Origin of the sequence: Achromobacter marplatensis, from assembly GCF_049060505.1 — a bacterium.
Taxonomy (GTDB): Bacteria; Pseudomonadota; Gammaproteobacteria; order Burkholderiales; family Burkholderiaceae_B; genus Achromobacter; species Achromobacter marplatensis_A.
In genome coordinates, this window is record NZ_JBMGRB010000018.1 from 26496 (window position 1) to 45633 (window position 19138).

At 65.7% G+C, this 19138-nt stretch carries 20 protein-coding genes; 14 read left to right on the forward strand and 6 right to left on the reverse strand.

Annotated elements, in window-relative coordinates:
* Positions 1–13: 13 nt before the first annotated feature.
* The 5 genes from ACI0FO_RS28945 to ACI0FO_RS28965 all read left to right on the forward strand — a co-directional run bounded on the left by ACI0FO_RS28945 (position 14) and on the right by ACI0FO_RS28965 (position 4338).
* Positions 14–898 carry a LysR family transcriptional regulator gene (locus ACI0FO_RS28945; protein ID WP_416032055.1) on the forward strand — a complete coding sequence of 295 codons (885 nt, stop codon included), beginning with the start codon at positions 14–16 and terminating at the stop codon, positions 896–898.
* An 89-nt stretch (positions 899–987) separates the two neighbouring features.
* Entirely contained in the window at positions 988–1980 is a 993-nt protein-coding gene (locus ACI0FO_RS28950) for a branched-chain amino acid ABC transporter permease (RefSeq protein WP_332007816.1), read from the forward strand.
* A 9-nt stretch (positions 1981–1989) separates the two neighbouring features.
* Positions 1990–2871, forward strand: a complete 882-nt coding sequence (locus tag ACI0FO_RS28955) for a branched-chain amino acid ABC transporter permease (RefSeq protein ID WP_105560326.1) — start codon at positions 1990–1992, stop codon at positions 2869–2871.
* 17 nt (positions 2872–2888) lie between these two features.
* Complete coding sequence (locus ACI0FO_RS28960) at positions 2889–3596, forward strand: ABC transporter ATP-binding protein (protein WP_416032017.1); 708 nt, start codon at positions 2889–2891, stop codon at positions 3594–3596.
* 1 nt (position 3597) lies between these two features.
* Complete coding sequence (locus ACI0FO_RS28965; protein WP_416032018.1) at positions 3598–4338, forward strand: ABC transporter ATP-binding protein; 741 nt, start codon at positions 3598–3600, stop codon at positions 4336–4338.
* Between the two features lie 45 nt (positions 4339–4383).
* Here the strand turns inward: ACI0FO_RS28965 and ACI0FO_RS28970 are convergent, their stop codons facing one another.
* From ACI0FO_RS28970 to ACI0FO_RS28995, 6 genes are all read right to left on the reverse strand, one after another.
* On the reverse strand, positions 4384–5346 hold the full coding sequence (locus tag ACI0FO_RS28970) for a Nudix family hydrolase (RefSeq protein ID WP_416032019.1): 963 nt from the start codon (positions 5344–5346) through the stop codon (positions 4384–4386).
* Positions 5339–6205: an ATP-binding protein gene (locus tag ACI0FO_RS28975; RefSeq protein ID WP_416032020.1), complete on the reverse strand. Its 867-nt coding sequence runs from the start codon at positions 6203–6205 to the stop codon at positions 5339–5341. Before ACI0FO_RS28975 ends, ACI0FO_RS28970 begins: the two co-directional genes overlap by 8 nt.
* A gap of 6 nt (positions 6206–6211) precedes the next feature.
* The gene (gene argJ, locus ACI0FO_RS28980) at positions 6212–7438 is read right to left on the reverse strand and encodes a bifunctional glutamate N-acetyltransferase/amino-acid acetyltransferase ArgJ (protein ID WP_416032021.1); all 1227 of its coding nucleotides are present in this window, start codon (positions 7436–7438) and stop codon (positions 6212–6214) included.
* A gap of 110 nt (positions 7439–7548) precedes the next feature.
* Complete coding sequence (locus tag ACI0FO_RS28985) at positions 7549–8589, reverse strand: hypothetical protein (RefSeq protein WP_416032022.1); 1041 nt, start codon at positions 8587–8589, stop codon at positions 7549–7551.
* A 59-nt stretch (positions 8590–8648) separates the two neighbouring features.
* Complete coding sequence (locus ACI0FO_RS28990; RefSeq protein ID WP_416032023.1) at positions 8649–9143, reverse strand: MarR family winged helix-turn-helix transcriptional regulator; 495 nt, start codon at positions 9141–9143, stop codon at positions 8649–8651.
* Complete coding sequence (locus ACI0FO_RS28995) at positions 9136–10056, reverse strand: alpha/beta hydrolase (protein ID WP_416032024.1); 921 nt, start codon at positions 10054–10056, stop codon at positions 9136–9138. The genes ACI0FO_RS28990 and ACI0FO_RS28995 overlap by 8 nt, the downstream gene beginning before the upstream one ends.
* 333 nt (positions 10057–10389) lie before the next feature.
* Here ACI0FO_RS28995 and ACI0FO_RS29000 point away from each other — a divergent pair, with 333 nt between their 5' ends.
* From ACI0FO_RS29000 to siaD, 9 genes are all read left to right on the forward strand, one after another.
* Positions 10390–11553 (forward strand): ABC transporter substrate-binding protein, encoded by a 1164-nt coding sequence (locus ACI0FO_RS29000; RefSeq protein WP_105560335.1) that lies wholly within the window; start codon positions 10390–10392, stop codon positions 11551–11553.
* A 205-nt stretch (positions 11554–11758) separates the two neighbouring features.
* A complete protein-coding gene (locus tag ACI0FO_RS29005) occupies positions 11759–12679 on the forward strand; it encodes a branched-chain amino acid ABC transporter permease (RefSeq protein WP_416032025.1) in 921 nt (306 codons plus the stop codon).
* A gap of 2 nt (positions 12680–12681) precedes the next feature.
* Positions 12682–13644, forward strand: coding sequence for a branched-chain amino acid ABC transporter permease (locus ACI0FO_RS29010; RefSeq protein ID WP_416032026.1), 963 nt, complete (start codon positions 12682–12684; stop codon positions 13642–13644).
* Positions 13641–14417 carry an ABC transporter ATP-binding protein gene (locus tag ACI0FO_RS29015; RefSeq protein ID WP_416032027.1) on the forward strand — a complete coding sequence of 259 codons (777 nt, stop codon included), beginning with the start codon at positions 13641–13643 and terminating at the stop codon, positions 14415–14417. Before ACI0FO_RS29010 ends, ACI0FO_RS29015 begins: the two co-directional genes overlap by 4 nt.
* Positions 14417–15121 (forward strand): ABC transporter ATP-binding protein, encoded by a 705-nt coding sequence (locus ACI0FO_RS29020; RefSeq protein ID WP_105560345.1) that lies wholly within the window; start codon positions 14417–14419, stop codon positions 15119–15121. Before ACI0FO_RS29015 ends, ACI0FO_RS29020 begins: the two co-directional genes overlap by 1 nt.
* Before the next feature lie 230 nt (positions 15122–15351).
* The gene (gene siaA / locus ACI0FO_RS29025; RefSeq protein WP_416032028.1) at positions 15352–17340 is read left to right on the forward strand and encodes a biofilm regulation protein phosphatase SiaA; all 1989 of its coding nucleotides are present in this window, start codon (positions 15352–15354) and stop codon (positions 17338–17340) included.
* A 23-nt stretch (positions 17341–17363) separates the two neighbouring features.
* Positions 17364–17903 (forward strand): biofilm regulation protein kinase SiaB, encoded by a 540-nt coding sequence (siaB, locus tag ACI0FO_RS29030; protein WP_416032029.1) that lies wholly within the window; start codon positions 17364–17366, stop codon positions 17901–17903.
* A gap of 40 nt (positions 17904–17943) precedes the next feature.
* Positions 17944–18321 carry a biofilm regulation phosphoprotein SiaC gene (gene siaC, locus ACI0FO_RS29035; protein WP_416032030.1) on the forward strand — a complete coding sequence of 126 codons (378 nt, stop codon included), beginning with the start codon at positions 17944–17946 and terminating at the stop codon, positions 18319–18321.
* Positions 18318–19115, forward strand: coding sequence for a biofilm regulation diguanylate cyclase SiaD (siaD, locus tag ACI0FO_RS29040; protein ID WP_416032031.1), 798 nt, complete (start codon positions 18318–18320; stop codon positions 19113–19115). The genes siaC and siaD overlap by 4 nt, the downstream gene beginning before the upstream one ends.
* Positions 19116–19138: the final 23 nt, after the last annotated feature.

The window sequence follows — 19138 nt, forward strand, 5'->3', positions numbered from 1 at the left end:
CCGTCAGACCGAAATGCTGTGGGCCATCGTCATGGCCGGGTCGATCAGCGGCGCGGCCCGGTTGTTGAATATTTCGCAGCCGGCGGTCAGTCGGATGCTGGCCCAAACCGAAAAAAGCATGGGCGTGACGCTGTTCGAGCGCGTGCGCGGGCGGCTGCGGCCCACGTCGCAGGTGCACAGCCTTTTCGAGGAAATCGAGAAAACCCAGCGCATGATGCAGCGGGTCAACGACCTGGCCGATGCGCTGTCCGAGCACGGCACGGGCGTGTTGCGGCTGGCCTCCATTCCCAGTCTGGCGCAGTTCCTGGTGCCGCGTGCCGTGGCCCGTTTCCAGCAGCGGCATCCAGAGCTGTTGCTGCGGTTGAATACCTCGGTGCTGCCCAGCCTGATATCCGATGTGCTGCAGGGCGAAGCCGAGCTGGGCCTGGTGGTCATGCAGGCGGATCACCCCTTCCTGACCTCGCAGCCCCTGCATGTGGGGCGCATGGTGGCCGCCATTCCCAAGGGGCATCCGCTGGCGGGTCGAGCGGTGGTCAGCCTGGCCGATCTTTCCCCGCATCCGCACATCGTGGTGGGCACGCGGATGCCTTTCGGCATGCTGGTGCTGGGGGCGTTCGAGCAGGCGGGGCTGCCCTGCCGCATGTGCGCCGACGTGCCCTGGGGCCAGCTTGCGTGCGCGCTGGTCAATGCGGGAGTCGGGATCGCCATCGTGGATGAATTCACGGTCATGCAGAACACCATGCCGGACGTCGTGATCGTGCCGCTGCAAGAGCGAATTCCGCTGAATATCTCGGCCGTCTATGCCAGCAACCGCGAGCCGTCGCAGATCGCCTTGCGGTTCATCGATGAGCTGCGCGAGGTGCTGGCGGAGGCGTTTCCCGACTCGGATAAGGGTTAATCCTTAACTTGCAGTTATGGTTTGAACTGTTCATAATCGCCTCCAAATAGAGCGGCTGTCCCATCCGAGGCGGCCCGGAGGAAGACATCATGAGCAGCAGTCCCGCCCTGGCGGCGGGCGCGGCTTCGCATCGCGCGCAGGATCTGCGCGCCGTGCGGTTGCGCACCCGCATCGCAGTGACCCTCTTCGCCGCGCTGGCCGCCGGCCTGGCCGTGATTCCGATGGCCACCTCGAACATCTCGTTCGCGTTCTACCTGATGCTGTGGATCACCATGGCCAGCGCCATGAACATCTGCGTCGGCTTCACGGGCTATCTGCCGTTCGGCTACGTGGTGTTCTATGGCGTGGGGTCCTACGCCACCGGCATTTGCTACAAGATCATGGGTTGGCCCATCCTGCCGTCCCTGCTGGCCGCGGGCGGCGTGGGGGTGGCGATTGCGCTGCTGCTGGCGCCCACGCTGCGCCTGCGTGGCGTGTACTTCGGCATCGTGAGCCTTGCGCTGGCCACCATCGTCAAGCTGGTCATTTCGGATCTGCCCCAGTCATTCACCGGGGGCAGCATGGGCATCATCCTGTCCAGCGCCAACAATCCCACGCATAGCTACTACGCCATGCTGCTGGTGATGGGGGCCACGCTGGCCACCGTGACGTGGCTGTCGGTATCGCGGCTGGGCCGTGCGCTCAAGGCCATCCGCGACGATGATGGCGCGGCCGCCTGCGTGGGGATCCACGTTCCCAATACCCGTCTGAAGGCCTGGCTGCTGGCCGCCTTGTTTCCCGCGTTGGCCGGCGGCATCGAGGCCTGGTACACGAACGTCGTCGACCCCGAATACGCCTTCAACGTGCTGATCACGGCGAAAAGCATCATTTATGCCATGGCGGGCGGCTTCGGCACCATCCTGGGCCCGGTGGTCGGGACGCTGGCGCTGCTGGGCATCGACCACATGATCTGGCAGAAATTCCCGGTGGTGAACCTGCTGTTGCTGGGCCTCATCATCGTCCTGCTGATGCTGTTCCTGCCGCGGGGCATCATCGGCAGCCTGCTCAAACGCAAGCCGCAACTGCGCCGCTACATCGCCTGAGGACCCGCCATGACCGGACTGCTTATCCAAGGCCTGATCAACGGCCTGATCCTCGGCGCCATCTATGGGCTGATCGGCGTCGGCCTGAACGTCGTCTTTGGCGTGCTGCGCGTGGTGAACTTCGCGCACGGCGAATTCCTGGTGCTGGGCGCGTATTTCGCGTTCTATCTCATGGAATACGCAGGCATCAACCCGCTGGTGGCGCTGCCGCTGGCGTTCGCGGCGTTCTTCCTGGCCGGCTACCTGCTGTACTTCGTCCTGATCCCGCGGCTGTCCAAGGCGGACGATCCCGAAATCAGTTCGCTGCTGCTGATGTTCGGCGTCTCGATCATGCTGGGCGCGCTGATGCTGCTGGCGTTCGACGCCGACGCCCGCTCGCTGCCCTACGAGATCGAACCGGTGTTCCTGAAGTTCGGTCCGGTGCTGATTCCCACCGTGCGGTTGCTGGCGCTGGCCATCGCGCTGGCGATCATTGCCGCGCTGACGGTGTTCCTGTACCGCACGCAGTTGGGCCGCGCGCTGCGCGCCATCATCATGAACCGGGACGCGGTCCGCATCGTGGGCATCAACGTGGAACGATTGTCGGCCGTGGCGTTCGGCCTGGGCGTGGGCCTGGCTGCCGCCAGCGGCGTGTTGGTCGCCATGGTGTTTCCGGCGTTCTCGCCGTTCATGGGCAACGACTACACGCTGATCGGCTTCATCGTCATCGTGCTGGGCGGCCTGGGCCATCCGGTGGGGGCGTTGGTCGGGGCGCTGCTGTTCGGGGTGACGGAACAGGTTTCGGTGGTGTTCTTCAGCCCGTCCATCGCCACCATCTGCGGTTTTGCGCTGATGGTCGCCACGATCTTCATCCGGCCCAGCGGCTTGTTCGGCCGCCAGGCCCTGCGCTGATCCCGGGAGACGGACGCATGTTGAAAGTCACGAATCTGAAGAAGCGCTTCGGCGGCCTGGTGGCGCTGCAGGGCGTGGACCTGGAGGTGCCCAAGGGCGGCATCCTGGGCATTATCGGCATGAACGGGTCGGGCAAGACCACGCTGCTGAACTGCATCAACGGCATCTACACCCCGGACGAAGGCCGCATCGAGCTGGACGGCCGAGAGATCGGCGGGCGCCAGGTCCACGACGTGGCGCGGCTGGGCGTGGGGCGCACCTTCCAGGTGCCGCGCGTCTTCCGCCACCTTAGCCTGCTGGACAACCTGGACGTGGCGCAGCAGCAGGCGGGCCGCAGCGCGGACGAACGCTATGCGCAGTCCGAATACTGGCTGCACAAGGTAGAGCTGCACCGCCTGCGCCACAACTACGCCGAGGAACTGTCGGGGGGGCAGCAGAAGCTGGTGGAACTGGCGCGCATCATGGTCGCGCGGCCCAAGGTCGTGCTGCTGGACGAGCCGTTCGCGGGGGTGAATCCCGCGCTGGCGCAGCTGCTGATCTCGGTGATCCGCGAACTGCCTACCGAACACGATTGCTCGGTCGTGCTGGTGTCGCACGATCTGACCTCCATCTATCAGCTGTCGCACCACATCATCGTCATGAATGAAGGCGCCATCCTGAGCCAGGGCGACGCCAAGCACGTGCGTGCCGACCCGCGTGTGGTCGAAGCCTATCTGGGAGCCTGACATGAGCACCGCGATCCTCGCGCTGGAAGACGTGACCGTGGCCTATCACGGCGACATCACGATCTTGAACCGCATCAACGTCCAGGCGCGCGCCGGCAAGGTCACCGGCGTGATCGGCCCCAACGGCGCGGGAAAGTCCACCGTGCTCAAGACCCTGTTCGGCTTCCTGCCGCCGCGTACCGGCCGCATCACGTTGCGGGGCCAGGACATCAGCGCGCAACCTTCGCATGAACGCGCCAACCATGGCGTGGCGTTCGTGCCGCAGCATCGCAGCCTGTTCGGCGACCTGACGGTGCACGACAACCTGCTCCTGGGCTGCTGGCCTTTTCGCCGCGACAAGGCCCGGGTACGCCAGCGCATCGACTCGGTCTACGACCGTTTCCCGATCCTGGCGCAGAAACGCGACGACCCGGTGTCCAGCATGAGCGGCGGCCAGCAACGCTTTGTGGAATTCGGCCGCGCCCTGCTCATCGAGCCGTCGGTGATTCTGCTGGACGAGCCGACGGCGATGTTGGCGCCCAAGATCTCCAAGGAGATCTACGCGCTGATCCGCGGCTTTGCCGACGAGGGCATGACGGTCGTGCTGGTGGACCAGAACGTGCGGCGCTGCGCCGAGGTGTCGGACTACATGTACATCCTGGAACTGGGGCGCAACAAAGCGGAGGGCTCGCGCGAAGCCTTCGAGGAAGAGGGCGGCCTGCGCGAGATGGTCGCATCATGGATGGACTACAAGATCGACTGAGGGATCGGGCAGGGTCCGCCGGGGTGGGCCCCGGCGGGGTTGGCGTCAGAGGACGCCGCGTATCCCGGCAATGCCATGCGCGCCATGGCGCAGAGCCTGCGCGACGGTCTGGGTGGATTGCCCGCCGAGCGCGAAGACCGGGATGCCGGCGTCGCGGTTGCCTTCCACGAAACCTTCCCAGCCCAGCGTTTGCGCGCCGGGGTGGCTGGGCGTGTCCAGCACCGGACCCAGCACCGCGAAGTCGGCGCCGATGTCTCGGGCATGCACGACCTGGGCGTTGTCGTGGGCCGACACGCCCACCAGCGCCGGTGTAGGCAGTTCCGGGCGGGCCGACAGCCGCGCCGCGTCCGCCGCGCGCAGATGCACGCCGTCGGCTTCCTTCCACCATGCGGCCGGGTGCGCGCTGTTGACCAGCACGCGGGCGCCCGCTGCGCGGCAACGCTTGATCACCTGTTGCAGCACTTCATGCAGCGAACTGGCGCCCGCGCCGTCGGGCCATTGCGGCTCGCGCAGCTGCACAAGCTTCACGCCGCGCGCAAGCGCCGCGTCAAGGCGGCCCAGGAACGCGGCCACGCCGGCGCGCGAACCGATCGAGCTGATGCCGTAGGCCGTGGGCAGTTGCAGCCAGCGCAAGGGGGGCAAGGTGGCAGGCAGCAGGTCGCCCACCGAGGCCGCGTTGGCCGGGTCGACCCATTCCAGGCGCTGGTTTTCCAGGCCTTGCGGTTCGCCTTCCCAGCCCGTGACGTGGCAGAACGCCAGCCGGACCGTGGTGTGCGGATACACATGCACGTAGGTGACCCACGGGCGCGACTGCGTGACGTGGATGCCGATCTCTTCCTGCAATTCGCGGGCCAGCGCCTGCAGCACGGTTTCGCCGGGTTCCAGCTTGCCGCCCGGCAGTTCCCACCAGCCCGACCAGGGCTTGCCTTCGGGCCGCTGGCCCAGCAGCAGCTTGCCGTCGGGGCGAAGAATCAGGCCGGCGGCGACGTCGACGATCTTCTCAGACATGGCGGGCCGCCCAATCGCGCGCGAACTGGTAGGCCACCCGGCCTGAACGCGAACCGCGTTCGATCGTCCATTGCAGCGCTTCGGTGCGGGAAGGCTCGATGTGCGCCTCGGGGCAGCCTAGCTCGCGCAGCCAGTGGTAGACGATGTCCAGGTAGTCATCCTGCTTGAAGGGGTAGAACGACAGCCACAGGCCGAAGCGCTCGGACAGGGAGATCTTCTCTTCAACCGTTTCACCCGGATGGATCTCACCGTCGGGCTGATGCTTGGCCTGCAGGTTCTCGCTCATGTATTCCGGCATCAGGTGGCGCCGGTTGGACGTGGCGTAGATCAGCACGTTGTCGCCCGACGCCGAGACCGAACCGTCCAGCACGGATTTCAGCGCCTTGTAGCCGGGCTCGCCTTCTTCGAACGACAAGTCGTCGCAGAACACGATGAAGCGTTCGGGGCGCGCGGCGACCAGCTCGACGATGTCGGCCAGGTCGCCCAGGTCGGACTTGTCTACTTCGATCAGCCGCAATCCGCGGTCGCCGTAGGCCGCCAGCATGGCTTTGACCAGCGAGCTTTTGCCGGTGCCGCGGGCGCCGGTCATCAGCACGTTGTTGGCCGGCTTGTTTTCCAGGAACTGAACGGTGTTGCGGTCGATGGTGGCCTTCTGGCGCTCGATGTGCTGAAGGTCTTGCATGTCGATGCGCGCGACGTGGCGCACGGCGTCCAGCCAGCCGCGCGACCCGCGTTTGCGCCAGCGGAACGCGTGGGCGCTCCAGTCGATGTCGGGCGGGGCCGGAGGCAGAAAGGCCTCAAGCTGCGCCAGCACGCGCTCGGCGCGCTGGATAAGGGTGGTGAATTCGCTTGCGCTCATGGCGGATCACGAACGGTAGTCGGCGTTGATGGTCACGTATTCGTGCGAGAAGTCGCAGGTGTAGACCGTGTCAGCGACCTGGCCGCGGCCCAACGCGATGCGCACCGAGATCTCGGCCTGCTTCATCACGCGCTGGCCGTCGGCCTCTTGGTAGTCGGGGTTGCGGCCGCCGTCCTTGGCTACCAGCACGTCGTCCAGCCACAGGCGAATATTGGACACGTCCAGGTCGTCGATACCGGCGTAGCCGATCGCGGCCAGGATGCGGCCCAGGTTGGGGTCCGACGCGAAGAAAGCGGTCTTGACCAGCGGCGAATGCGCCACCGCGTAGGCCACCTTCAGCGCTTCTTCCGTGGTGCCGGCTTCTTCGACGCGGATCGTCATGAACTTGGTGGCGCCTTCGGCGTCGCGCACGATCTTCGTGGCCAGTTCCAGCGCGGCGGCGGTCAGGGCCGCGCGCACGGCAGCGTAAGCGGCGTCGGATTCGCTATTGATGTTCACGCCCGACTTGCCCGTGGCGGCGATGATGAAGGAGTCGTTGGTGGACGTGTCGCCGTCGACCGTGATGCGGTTGAACGACGCGTCCGCGATTTCCACGGCCAGGCGGCGCAGCAGCGGCTGCGCGATGCCGGCGTCGGTGGCCAGGAAGCTGAGCATCGTGGCCATGTTGGGGCGGATCATGCCCGCGCCCTTGCTGATGCCGGTGAACGTGACGGTCTTGCCGTCGATCTGCACCTTGGCCGACGAGATCTTCGGCAGCGTGTCGGTCGTCATGATGCCGTGGGCAGCGCTGGACCAGTGGTCGGCGGCCAGGTCGGCGATGGCGCCCGGCAGGCCCGCGACCAGGCGGTCCAGCGGCAACGGTTCCAGGATGACGCCGGTGGAAAACGGCAGGATCTGCGCGGCCGGCACGCCCAGCAGCTTGCCCAGCGCGGCGCAGGTGTCTTGAGCTTTCTTCAGGCCTTCTTCGCCGGTGCCGGCGTTGGCGTTGCCGGTGTTGATGACCAGCGCGCTGATGGGGCCGCCGGCGGCCAGGTGGGCCTGGCAGACCTGCACGGGGGCGGCGCAAAAGCGGTTGCGCGTGAACACGCCAGCGACGCTGGTGCCTTCGGCCAGGCGGAAGACGGTCAGATCGCGCCGGTTGGCTTTGCGGATGCCGGCCTCGGTGACGCCGATTTCAATGCCGGCAACAGGAAAAATTTCGGACTCGGAGGGGATCTGCAAATTAACGGCCATGACTTCGTCTCTTGAATGGGCAGGACGGAATCGCCGCCAGGCAAGGCGGCGCGCGGGGGAAAGCTTCGTATTATCCCACCGGTTTGCGGCAGGTGTTTGTCAGGCGCTGGTCAGGGGGCCATCCGCATGGCGGCCACGTCCAGCACCCCGGCGTCGCGGTTGCTGAGTACGCTGCGCACGGCGCCATCCGGCGCCTGCAACACCGATTGGCCGGCGGCGACGTCCTCGCCGCCCTCGCGGCGGGCCGAGCGCCCGCGCGACGGTGAAAACAGCAGGTCGCCCGGCTGGGCGCCGGGCAGGCGCGGGTTCGCGGCCAGCACGCGGGTGCCGGGCGGGTAAGTCATGACGCCCAGCACGGTCTCGCGCGCCAGCAGGCCTTCGAAATCCAGCAGCCGGCGCTGCCCGTCCAGACGCATGTCCAGCTTCAATAGCGGCATCTGGCGCAGGGTCATGGCCTCGCTGCCTTCGGTGCGCAGCAACCAGCGCGCCGAGGGCCCGGCCGCGTCCGCCGCGGTGCCGCGCGCCGCCTCGTCGACCTTCAGCCAGGCGCCTGGCGGCACCGGCTGCTGATCCAGCGTGTTGCCCACGGCCAGATGGCAGCTTGCAAAGTGGGGCTGGCCCCCTTGCATCGCGAATTCGATCCGGTGGCCGTGCGCGCACAGCCAGCCTTCCTGCGCCTGGTCGCGCGCGATCTCCGCGGACAGGGTTTCGGGTTGTTTGGGCGTGGCGGCATAGCGGAACAGCCGCGTCGCGGCTATCCCTTGGACGGTCGCGGGCTGGGTCTCGGGGAAGACAGCGCGGTCGAACGAGGCCAGTTCGCCGGGGCGGGTCAGGCTGAGCACGGTGCCTGCCGGCATGTCCACGCCCACCAGCCGGGTGGCCTGGGCCAGCGTTGTTTTGCGGCCGGCGTCGGCCTGGGCGTCGCGCTGGGCCGAAAACCACAAGCCGAACTGCTGGTACGGGAAGATGGCGCCGACCAGCGCCAGGAAGGTCATCAGCAGGGTGCCGGCGCGCCGATGGTCGCCCAGCCACAGCCGGGCGCTGCGCGTGGTGGCCAGGACGGCCAGCCAAGTCAGCAATGTGGCCAGGCAGGCCAGCGAGGCCGCCATCAGCACATAGAAATTACCGCCAGGAAGAGATACCGGAATCATGGCGGCAATTATGCGCCAAACCGGACGCGGATTTCAGCGCCCGGGGCCGGATGGCGCCACTAGCCTTTGGCGGATTCGGATCGGGTGGCCACCACCTGCAGCTTGAGTTCGCCCAAGGCCTGGAACAGCGCATTGCGGGTGGACTCGGGCAGGTCGCCAAACATGGACTTGACCCACGACTCATGGGCGCGCGCCATCCGGGCGAAGGTTTTCTTGCCCTGCGGCGTCAGCTTGATCAGCGAACTGCGGCGGTCGGATTCCACCTTGGTTCGAATGACCAGGCCTTCTTTTTCCAGTTGATCGGTGATGCCGGTGATGTTGCCGTTGGTGACCATCATGTGGCGCGACAGGTCGCCCATCTTCATGCCCTTGGGCGCGCGCTGCAATTGCGCCATCAGGTCGAAGCGGGGCAGCGTCGTGTCGAACTCATTGCGCAGGCGGCTGCGGATTTCGCCTTCGATGAGATTGGCGCAGGTCAGCATGCGCAGCCACAGCCGAAGCGCGTGGTGGTCGTCGGGCGCGGCGCGGGATTCCAGGTCGGGAGCGTCAGTCATGGCTAGGGAGGATACCGGGAATGCGTGAGGAAGCGGGCGCCAGACCCATCTGTTCAAAGATGGCGCGGGTCAGCGGGCTGGAGGGATCGTTGAGGGTCAACACGATGTCGTAATGGTTGGTGCCGGGCATCGGCACATAGCGGCCAGGAAAGCCGCGTTCATGCCAGGCGGCCAGATAGTCGTCGCTTTGACGCTTGAACTCGTCGGTTTCGGATTCGCCGTAGCTGACCACCAGCGGGCAACCGGCGGGCGGCAGGTGCAGGGCAGGGCTGTTGCGGATGGCGTCGGCCTCGCTCATGCGCATCCATTCATTGATGTGCGTATGCACCAGCGGGCGCAGGTCGAACAGCCCGGATAGCGGCGCGGCGCCGCGGATCACGTCGTGCGGCACTTCGTAGCTGGCGTGCCAGCCGCCCGCCAACAACGCGCCCACCAGGTGCCCGCCGGCGGAACTGCCGCAGAGGTGGATGCGCCGGGGGTCGCCGCCATGGTCGGCGATGTGGCGGTGGACCCAGGCCAGCGCGCGCCGGTTCTGGTCCACGATGCGGTCCAGCGTCACGGCGGGGGCCAGCGAATAATTCACCGATACGACGATCGCGCCCGCTTGCGTGAAGGCGGGCGCCATGCCGCTGGATTCGTTCTTGGACAACAGGCGCCAGTAGCCGCCGTGGATGAATACGAAGACGGGCGCGCCCGCCGCGTTGGACGCATCCGGCGCGGGGCGGAAGATGTCCAGAAGCTCGTCGGGATGGTCGCCGAACGGCACGTCCAGGCGGCAGTCCAGCGACTGGCGCGCCGCAGCGCTGTCTTCGGCGTATTTCTTGAGTATCGGCAGGATGTCGGGTACTGTCGCGCGAGCGTTGTACTGGACATCCAGGCCTGCGCGGTCATAGTGGCGGTAGAGGGTGACCATGGCGGTAGATGATTGGAAAACCCGTTAGCGAAAACCCCTTGGTAATCGTCCTGGATAGTCGTCTATGTTGTCGTCCTTATCGTCGTCCCTGGTAATAACCCTTTGGTAAAAACCCTAGTCTTGTTTTGCACAATACTTTAAACCTAAACTATGAACCACGCCAGTTTTCCCTATGCTCTCACAACGGGATCCTGACGTAGCAAGCAATATCTCTTTGCAAGCGCCAGTTTGACGGCGGCGCAACGGCGCCGGCAGGCCGGGCATAGAAGTCATTCGAATCGCACCTTCAATAAGAACACCCTCTGCGCGGGCTCGCGCACGGAGCACACCACCATGCGTTTGATCACTTCCCTTTTCGCCGTCGCCGCGCTGGTGCCGGCCGTGGCCATGGCGGATGCCGTCAAGGTCGGCATCGCCAACGATATCTCCGGCCCGTTCTCGGCGTTGGGCGCCGAAGCCCGCGACGGCTTCAACCTGGCCATCAAGCAATTGGGCAGCAAGTTGGGCGGACAGCCCGCCGAATTCGTGCAGACCGACATGGGCGGCAACCCCGACCAGGCCCGCCAGCTGGTCACGCGCTACATCCAGCGCGACAAGATCGATTTCTTCACGGGCCCCATCGGTTCGAACGTGGCGCTGGCCGTTGGCCCCGCGCTGTTCGCGGCCAAGGTGCCCTACTTGTCGAATAACCCCGGCCCCAGCCAGTTTGCCGGCGCCCAGTGCAACAACTACTGGTTCGGCACGTCTTATCAGAACGACGCCTTCCACGAAGCGGCCGGCAAGGTCGCGGCGGATCGCGGCTTCAAGAAGATGTTCATCATGGCCCCGGACTACCCGGCGGGCAAGGATGCGCTGACCGGCTTCAAGCGCGGCTACAAGACCGCTCCGGGCGACGAGGTCTACACCAAACTCGGCCAGATCGACTACGCCGCCGAAATCGCGCAGATCCGCGCCGCCAAGCCGGACGCCGTCTACATCTTCCTGCCGGGCGGCATGGGCATCAATTTCGTCAAGCAGTTCGTGTCGGCCGGCCTGTCGCAAAGCGTCAAGCTGATCGGTCCGGGCTTCTCGGCCGACGAAGACGTGATCCAGGCCGTGGGCGAGCCCATGCTGGGCATGTACAACACGGCGCAGTGGGCGCATGACCTGGACGTGCCGCAGAACAAGGTCTTCGTGGACGCCTTCCGCAAGGAATACAACGGCCGTTACCCGTCGGTCTACGCCGCCCAGGCCTATGACGTCATCATGGCCATGGATGCCGCCGTCAAGCAGGCCGGCGGCAAGGCCTCGGACCGCGCGGCCATCATCGCCGCGCTGGAAAAGGCCGATTACCCGTCGGTACGCGGCAGCTTCACTTACGGCAAGAACCACTACCCCATCCAGTCCTACTACCTGCGCGTCGTCGACAAGGACGGCAGCGGCCGCATCACCAACAAGCTGGTGGGCAAGGTGTTCGACAAGTACCAGGACGTCTACGTCGGCGAGTGCAAGCTATAGCGGGTAGGGCCCACCCCCGACGCGCTGCGCGCTTCCCCCTCAAGGGGGCGTCGCTGCGGACCGGCGAAGCCGGCTCCGCGCGACCCCGCTCGGGCGGGCACGTTTCATGGGCTGCGCAGGGTGGGCCGCGTGAGGCATAACCAGGTGGTTTGGTGATTTGGCCGCGAGAGACGCCATCGGCGATTTGCGGCAGGGGGAAGTTTTCATGACGTTTACGCTGATCGTCGAGCAATTGCTGAACGGTCTCCAGTTTGGGTTGATGTTGTTTTTGATCGCGGCCGGGCTGACCCTGGTGTTCGGCATCATGGACATCATGAATCTGGCTCACGGCTCGCTCTACATGGCCGGCGCCTACGTCGCCGCCGAGACCATGCAGCGCACCGGTTCCTTCACCGCCGCCGTGCTGGTGGCGGCCGTCGCGACCGGCCTGGTCGGCGTGGCGCTGGAACTGACGCTGATCCGCCGCCTGGCGCTGCGCGACCACCTGGCCCAGGTGCTGGGCACCTACGCCGTCATCCTGATCGCCAATGACCTGGTCAAAATGATCTGGGGACCCGCGCCCATCATGCTGAACATGCCGGCCGTGCTGTCCGGCCCGGTGCGGCTGCTGCCCGACCTGCTGTATCCCGCCTACCGCCTGATGATCATCGTGTTCGGCGTGGCCGCCGCCGCGGGCCTGTACTGGTTCGTGACGCGCACCCGCGCCGGCGTGCTGGTGCGGGCCGGCGCTTCCAATCGCCAGATGGCCACGCTGATGGGCGTGCGCGTGCCGCTGCTGTTCCTGGGCGTCTTCGTGCTGGGCGCCATGCTGGCCGCGGTGGCCGGCGCCTTGCTGGGGCCGATCACGTCGGTGCAGGTGGGCATGGGCGAAGAAATCCTGATCCTGGTGCTGGTTTGCATTGTGATCGGCGGGATCGGGTCGATCCGGGGCGCCTTCGTGGGCGCCTTGCTGGTGGGCATGGTCGACACGGCGGGGCGGGCGTTCCTGCCGATGCTGCTGCGCCAGGTCTTTTCTCCGGCGGTGGCCTCCAGCGTCGGGCCGACGCTGGCCGCCATCGCCATTTACGTATTGATGGCGGCTGTGCTGGTGTTCCGGCCCTCCGGCCTGTTTCCGGCGCGGGGTTGACGATGAGAACCACACTCTGGACCGTGGTCCTTTTGGCTGCGCTGGCGGTGTTCCCGCTGGTCGCCCCGGCGCTTGGCCTGGACTTCTATATTTCATTCGTTCGGCGCGTGCTGATCTACGCCTTGGCGGCGACCAGCCTGAACCTGATCCTGGGTTACGGCGGCATGGTGGCGCTGGGGCATGCGGCGTTCTTCGGCGCGGGCGCCTACGCGGTGGGCATCCTGGCGATGTCGGGCATCACTTCGGCGCTGATCGTCTGGCCGGTGGCCATGCTGCTGGCGGGCGTGCTGGCGTGCGTCACGGGGGCGATCTCGCTGCGCACCCGCGGCGTGTACTTCATCATGATCACGCTGGCGTTCGCGCAGATGCTGTTCTACATCTTCATCTCGCTGCGCCAGTATGGCGGCGAAGACGGCTTGAACCTGCCCGGCTATTCCACCTTGCCGGGCATCGACCTGTCCCATGACGTCAGCTTCTATTACCTGGTGTTGGCCCTATTCGCGCTGATCATGTGGGGCTTTAGCCGCGTGGTGTCCTCGCGCTTCGGCACGGCCTTGCAGGGCATCCGCGAGAACGAGTCGCGCATGGAATCCATGGGCTATCCCGTCTACCGCATCAAGCTGGCGGCTTTTACGCTAAGCGGCGCGGCGGCAGGCCTGGCCGGCGCGCTGCTGGCCAACCATAACCTGTTCATTTCGCCCAGCCTGATGCACTGGACGCAGTCCGCCAACCTGCTGATCATGGTGCTGGTGGGCGGCATCGGCCTGCGCTGGGGCGGCGTGGCCGGCGCGGTGGTGATGCTGACGCTGGAAGAAGTGCTGCGCCTGTGGACCGAATACTGGCATCTGCCATTGGGCGTGCTGCTGCTGTGCGTGGTGTTCGGCGCGCCGCGTGGCCTGGTGGGCCTGTTCGGCCCGTTGTTCGGCGGACGCGCCACGCCTCAATCCGGCAAGGTGGGCTCATGAATCCGTCTAGCAACGCCACCACGCCTGTGTTGCAGGCCTCTGGGCTGGTCCGCCGCTTCGGCGCGCTGGTCGCCACCGATAATGTGTCGCTAACCCTGAACCCGGGCGAGATCCACGCCCTGATCGGCCCCAACGGCGCGGGTAAGTCCACACTGATCCACCTGTTGTCCGGCACGTTGGCCGCGGATTCCGGCACGTTGACGGTGGGCGGACGCGACGTCACGGGCATGAACGCGCACCAGCGCGTGTCGGCCGGGCTGTCGCGGTCGTACCAGATCACCAATATCTTCAAGCAGTCCAGCGTGCTGGATAACCTGGTGCTGGCGGTGCAGGCCCACGCGGGCAGCAGCTTCCGGTTCTGGAAGCCGCGCGCCGCCGAATCGGCGCTTTATGAACAAGCGCGCGAGCTGGCTCGGGAATGCGCCATCGACGCCGCCTTGCTGGACCGGCCGGCGGGCACCTTGCCGCACGGCGAGCAGCGCAAGGTGGAGTTTGCGCTGGCGCTGGCCGCGCGTCCCAGCGTGTTGCTGCTGGACGAACCCATGGCCGGCATGGGGCCGGACGAGACCGTCCGCTTGACCGAATTGATCGAAACCCTGCGGGGACGAGCCGCCATGCTGCTGGTCGAACACGATATGCAGGCGGTGTTCCGCCTGGCCGACCGCTTGTCGGTGCTGGTGTATGGCCGCGTCATCGCGACCGGCACCCCCGACGAGATCCGCGCCAACCCGGAAGTGCGGCAAGCCTATCTGGGCGACGAGGAGACCGCATGATGCTCACCATTGAATCAGCCCAGAGCGGCTACGGCGCCAGCCAGGTGCTGTTCGGCGTCGACCTTCAGATTGGCGCCGGCCAGGTCGTGACCTTGCTGGGCCGCAACGGCATGGGCAAGACCACCCTGCTGCGCACCCTGTTCGGCCAGTTGCCGCTGCGGGGCGGCAAGATCCATTTCGCGGGCCAGGACATCAGCGGCTGGAGCCCCGACCGCATTGCCCGGGTGGGCGTGGCCATCGTCCCGGAAGGGCGGCAGTGCTTCCCCAATCTGACGGTGCGCGAACACCTGACCGCCTTCGTCGCCGCGCGCAACCCGGATATCGGCGAACCCTGGACGCCCGAACGCGTGTTCGAACTGTTCCCCAGGCTGGCCGAACGCGCGCGCAACATGGGCAACCAGCTTTCGGGCGGCGAACAGCAGATGCTGGCCATTGGCCGGGCGCTGGTCACCAATCCCCGGCTGCTGATCCTGGACGAGGCCACCGAGGGTCTGGCGCCCAAGATCCGCGAAGAAATCTGGAATTGCCTGTCGCGCCTGCGCCAAGCGGGGCAGACCATCCTCGTCATCGACAAATATGTCGAAAGGTTGCTTAGCCTGGCGGACCAGCACGTGATCCTGGAGCGCGGCAAAGTCGTCTGGACGGGCGATTCCCGGGCGCTGGATGCCGACCGGGGCCTATGGGAACGCTATCTGGGCGTGTAGTAATAAAGCCGCAATGGCGTGGGGCCGCCTGGTAAAAAATACGATATAAAACGCAATAAATCAGCATATACATTGCTGGGCTGAAACTTAAGGTGTCTAGAGCGCATCCAGACGTTTGCAGCTGTTTCAATTGCCCCTCCGGTTCTCTACACTTAGCGCGCTTGGCCCCTCTCGAGCCTGCAGGGCGGGCAGGCCCGTCACGTCTTATCAAGCTGTCAGGAAGTCTTCGCATGGCGAAATGGGGTTTGCGCAAAAAATCATTGATGGCGCTGCTGTTGGCATGCGTGATCGCTTTGGCGTCCGCCGCCGTGATTGGCTGGCTTGTGCTGGATGGGGTCAGGGACCACTTCGGGCGGGCATTCGCCGATAACTTCACCCAACTTAACCGGCAACGCATCCTGGCCCCGGTATCGCGCGAACTGGCGTTGTCGCAGCGACTGGCCGATAGCGAAGTCACCCGCCGCTGGTTGCGCAATGAAAGCGATCCGGCCGCCCGCGAGCTCTTCTTCCGCGAAGCCGACGGCTACCGCCGCGATCTGTTGGGCCGCGCCTACTTCATTGCCAGCGCGGCAAGCGGCCACTATTACTTCAATGATGACAAACCGCTGTCCGAGACGCCGCGCTACACGCTAAGCCGCGGCGCGGCGGACGACGGCTGGTTCTACGCCACGCTGAAGTCGCCGGCCAAATACAACATCAACGTCAATCCCGACCTGAAGCTCCAGACCACGAAGGTGTGGATCAACGTGCAGGTGCGCGATGGCGACAAGGTGGTGGCGCTGACTGGCGCCGGTCTGGACGTGGGCGGTTTCCTGCGCGATTTCGTCAACAGCGGCCAGCCTGGCGTTACCCCCATCATCGTCGATGGGGAAGGCGCCATCCAGGCGCACATGGACGCCACGCTGATTGCGTACAACTCGGGCGCGGGCGGCGGCGCCGACGGCCGGGGCAGGGTGTTCAACCTGTTGGACGACGGGCCGGGCCGGGACGAACTGCGGTCGGCCATGCAGGCTGCCGTGGCCCATCCGCAATCGGTGCAATCCGCCTGGGTGAAGGTGGATGGCGCGCGCCAGCTGGTGTCCGTGGCCTATATGCCCGAACTGCATTGGCATGTGCTGACCTTCGTGGACCTGGGCGCCGCGCGCGTGCTGGATACCGGCTGGCTGTGGCCAGCGGCGATCGGTCTGGCGGTGCTGTTCGCCGCCATGCTGCTGGGCTTCGGCTACGCCGTCGAACGGCTGATGCTGCGTCCGCTGCGCCGCCTGCAGCAATCGGCGCGCGCGATCGCGGACGGCAGCTACGACGTGCGCCTGCCCCCGGGCGGGCAGGACGAGATCGGCGACCTGAGCCGCGCGTTCGGCGTCATGGCCGACAAGGTCCGCCAGCACACGGCCGAACTGGAATCCAAGGTGCGCGAACGCACCTCGGCGCTGGAAGACGCCAACCGCGCCATGGCCGCCGCCCACAAGAAGATCGGCGACTCCATCGACTACGCCAGCCTGATCCAGCGCGCCATCCTGCCCGACCGTCAACTGACGCAATCCCTGGGCGCTCACCATTTTGTGCTGTGGAAGCCGCGTGACGTGGTGGGCGGCGACTTCTATGTCTTCCGTTCCGATGGCGCCAACTGCCTGCTGGGCATCATGGACTGCGCGGGCCACGGCGTGCCGGGCGCTTTGATGACGATGCTGGCGCGCGCCGCCATCGATCTGGCGATCACCGAGGCCGGTCCTGGCGATCCTGCCGGCATCCTGACGCGCACCGATGCGGCCATCCGCGCCATGCTTGCGGATGCGCAATTGCCTCGTGCGCTGGCCACCAATACCGATGCCGGCCTGGTATATATTGACCGCCAGACGGGACGGCTACGGTATGCCGGCGCGAAGATCAGCCTGTACGCCAGCGATGGCGAGACCTTGCGCGAAATTCCCGGCGGCAGGCGCGCGTTGGGCGATAAGCGTACCGGGGTCTACCAGAATATCGACCTGCAGATGGAGCCCGGCTGGACCTATTATTTGGCAACCGACGGCTTCCTGGACCAAGCGGGCGGCGAGCATGGATTCGGCTTCGGCAACACGCGTTTCGCGGACATGCTCAAGAGACACGCGCGGCAGCCGTTAACTGAACAGGCCGCCGCGTTTACGCAAGCGCTGGCCGAATACCAAGGTGCCCGTCCCCAGCGTGACGACATCACCTTGCTGTCTTTCCGTTTCGAATAATCGTTATCAGGGCGGTAACCGCTATGAATGCCTCCGATCTCTATGCGCTGGGCGAACGGTTCAATCAGAACCGCACCCTGCTTTGCTTCAACGGGCCGATCTCCCGCAGCCTGATCGAGGAAATCGGCAACGCGCTCAAGAACTACCTGAACGCGGAACATGTGCGGCCGGCCGAAGCGATGGATGTGTTCTCGGTCTACATCGAGATGATCCAGAACATCCGCCAATATGCGGCCGCCAACGGCGACGCCGAGGCTTCGGCCACCGTGGTGATCGGCCGCCGCGACGAAAGCCGCTATGTGGTGTCGGCGGGCAACCTGGTCAAGTCCGACGACGGCCACGCGCTGGTCGCCCGCATCCAGGAACTGGCCGCGTTGGACAAGGCGGCCCTGAAGGCCGAATACAAGACGCAGCTGCACAAGCCGCGCGCTCAAGGCGTGGCCTCGGGCGCGGGTCTGGGCTTGATCGATATCGCACGCCGCGCCGGCGCCCCGCTGGAAGCCAGCCTGACGCCCGCCGCGGACGAAGGGCAGGCGTTTTTCAGCCTGAGCGTCGTGATCTGAAGGCTCCGCGCGTATCCCAGTATTATTTTCGGAGTATTTGATGAAAGAGCTGAACATTCCCGGGACGCAGTCCACGCCCGCCATCACTGCCGATGCCACTGCCGGCGTGCTGGCGATGCGCGGCGACTCCTATCCCGAGAATTCCTTTGAACTGTTCGGTCCGGTGATCGAATGGGTCGAGGCTTACCTGCTGGGCACGGCCGCCCCGTTGCGGCTGGAACTGGAATTGCTGTATCTGAACACCAGCAGCATCAAGTCCGTCATGGATATCTTCGACGTGCTCGAAGCCGCCCACGGCAAAGGCCGGCAGGTCAGCGTGACCTGGTTCTACGACAAGCGCAACGAACGCGTCGGCGAACTGGCCGAGGAATTCAAGGAAGACTGCACCTTTCCGTTCTCGGTGGTCGGCCGCGAATGAAACCGGGCGCCGCCGAACTGGATCGACGCATTACCGGGCTGCTGGCGGACCCGGCCTATGAAGGCCATCCCCTGCGCGACGCGCTTGACGCGCTTTGGCAGCATACGGCCGAGCAGATGGCCCGCATCGAGCGCGTGACCCAATTGTCGGACGCCTACCAGTCCATGGCGCACGAGCGCGAACTGGGTTTGTGCGACCAGTTCGACCGCCAGTTGCGCCGGTTGACGCGCATTGCGCGAATTTCCGACCACTATCAAAACATGATGCGCGATCTGAACGCCGCGCTGCAAGAAACCTCCAGCCGCGATCCGTTGACCAGCCTGCTGAACCGGCGGGCCTTGATGGAAATGATCAAGCAGGAAGTCGAGCGCGCGTCGCGCAGTGGCGAGAGCTTCGTCGTCGCCATGCTGGACGTGGACCATTTCAAGGCGGTCAACGACCGCTACGGGCATGAAACCGGCGACCGCGCGTTGGTCGAGCTTGCCGGCGTGATGGGCGAAAGCCTGCGCGAATACGATTTGTGCGGGCGCTGGGGCGGCGAGGAATTCCTGGTGCTCTTGCCCAACACGCAGCCCGACGCCGCCCAGGGCGTCATGGACCGATTGGTCGGCGCGGTACGCGGACTGGCGGTGGCGGCCGGCGACGACGTATTGAGGCTGACGGTCAGTATCGGCATGGCGCATCACCAATTGGGAGAGACCTTCTCGGAAACGCTCAGCCGCGCGGACCAGGCGCTGTACCTGGCCAAGCAGGACGGACGAGACCGCGTCGCGCTTGGCTTTCCAAAGCGCTGAATGAAGCCGGAACAGCTGTATTC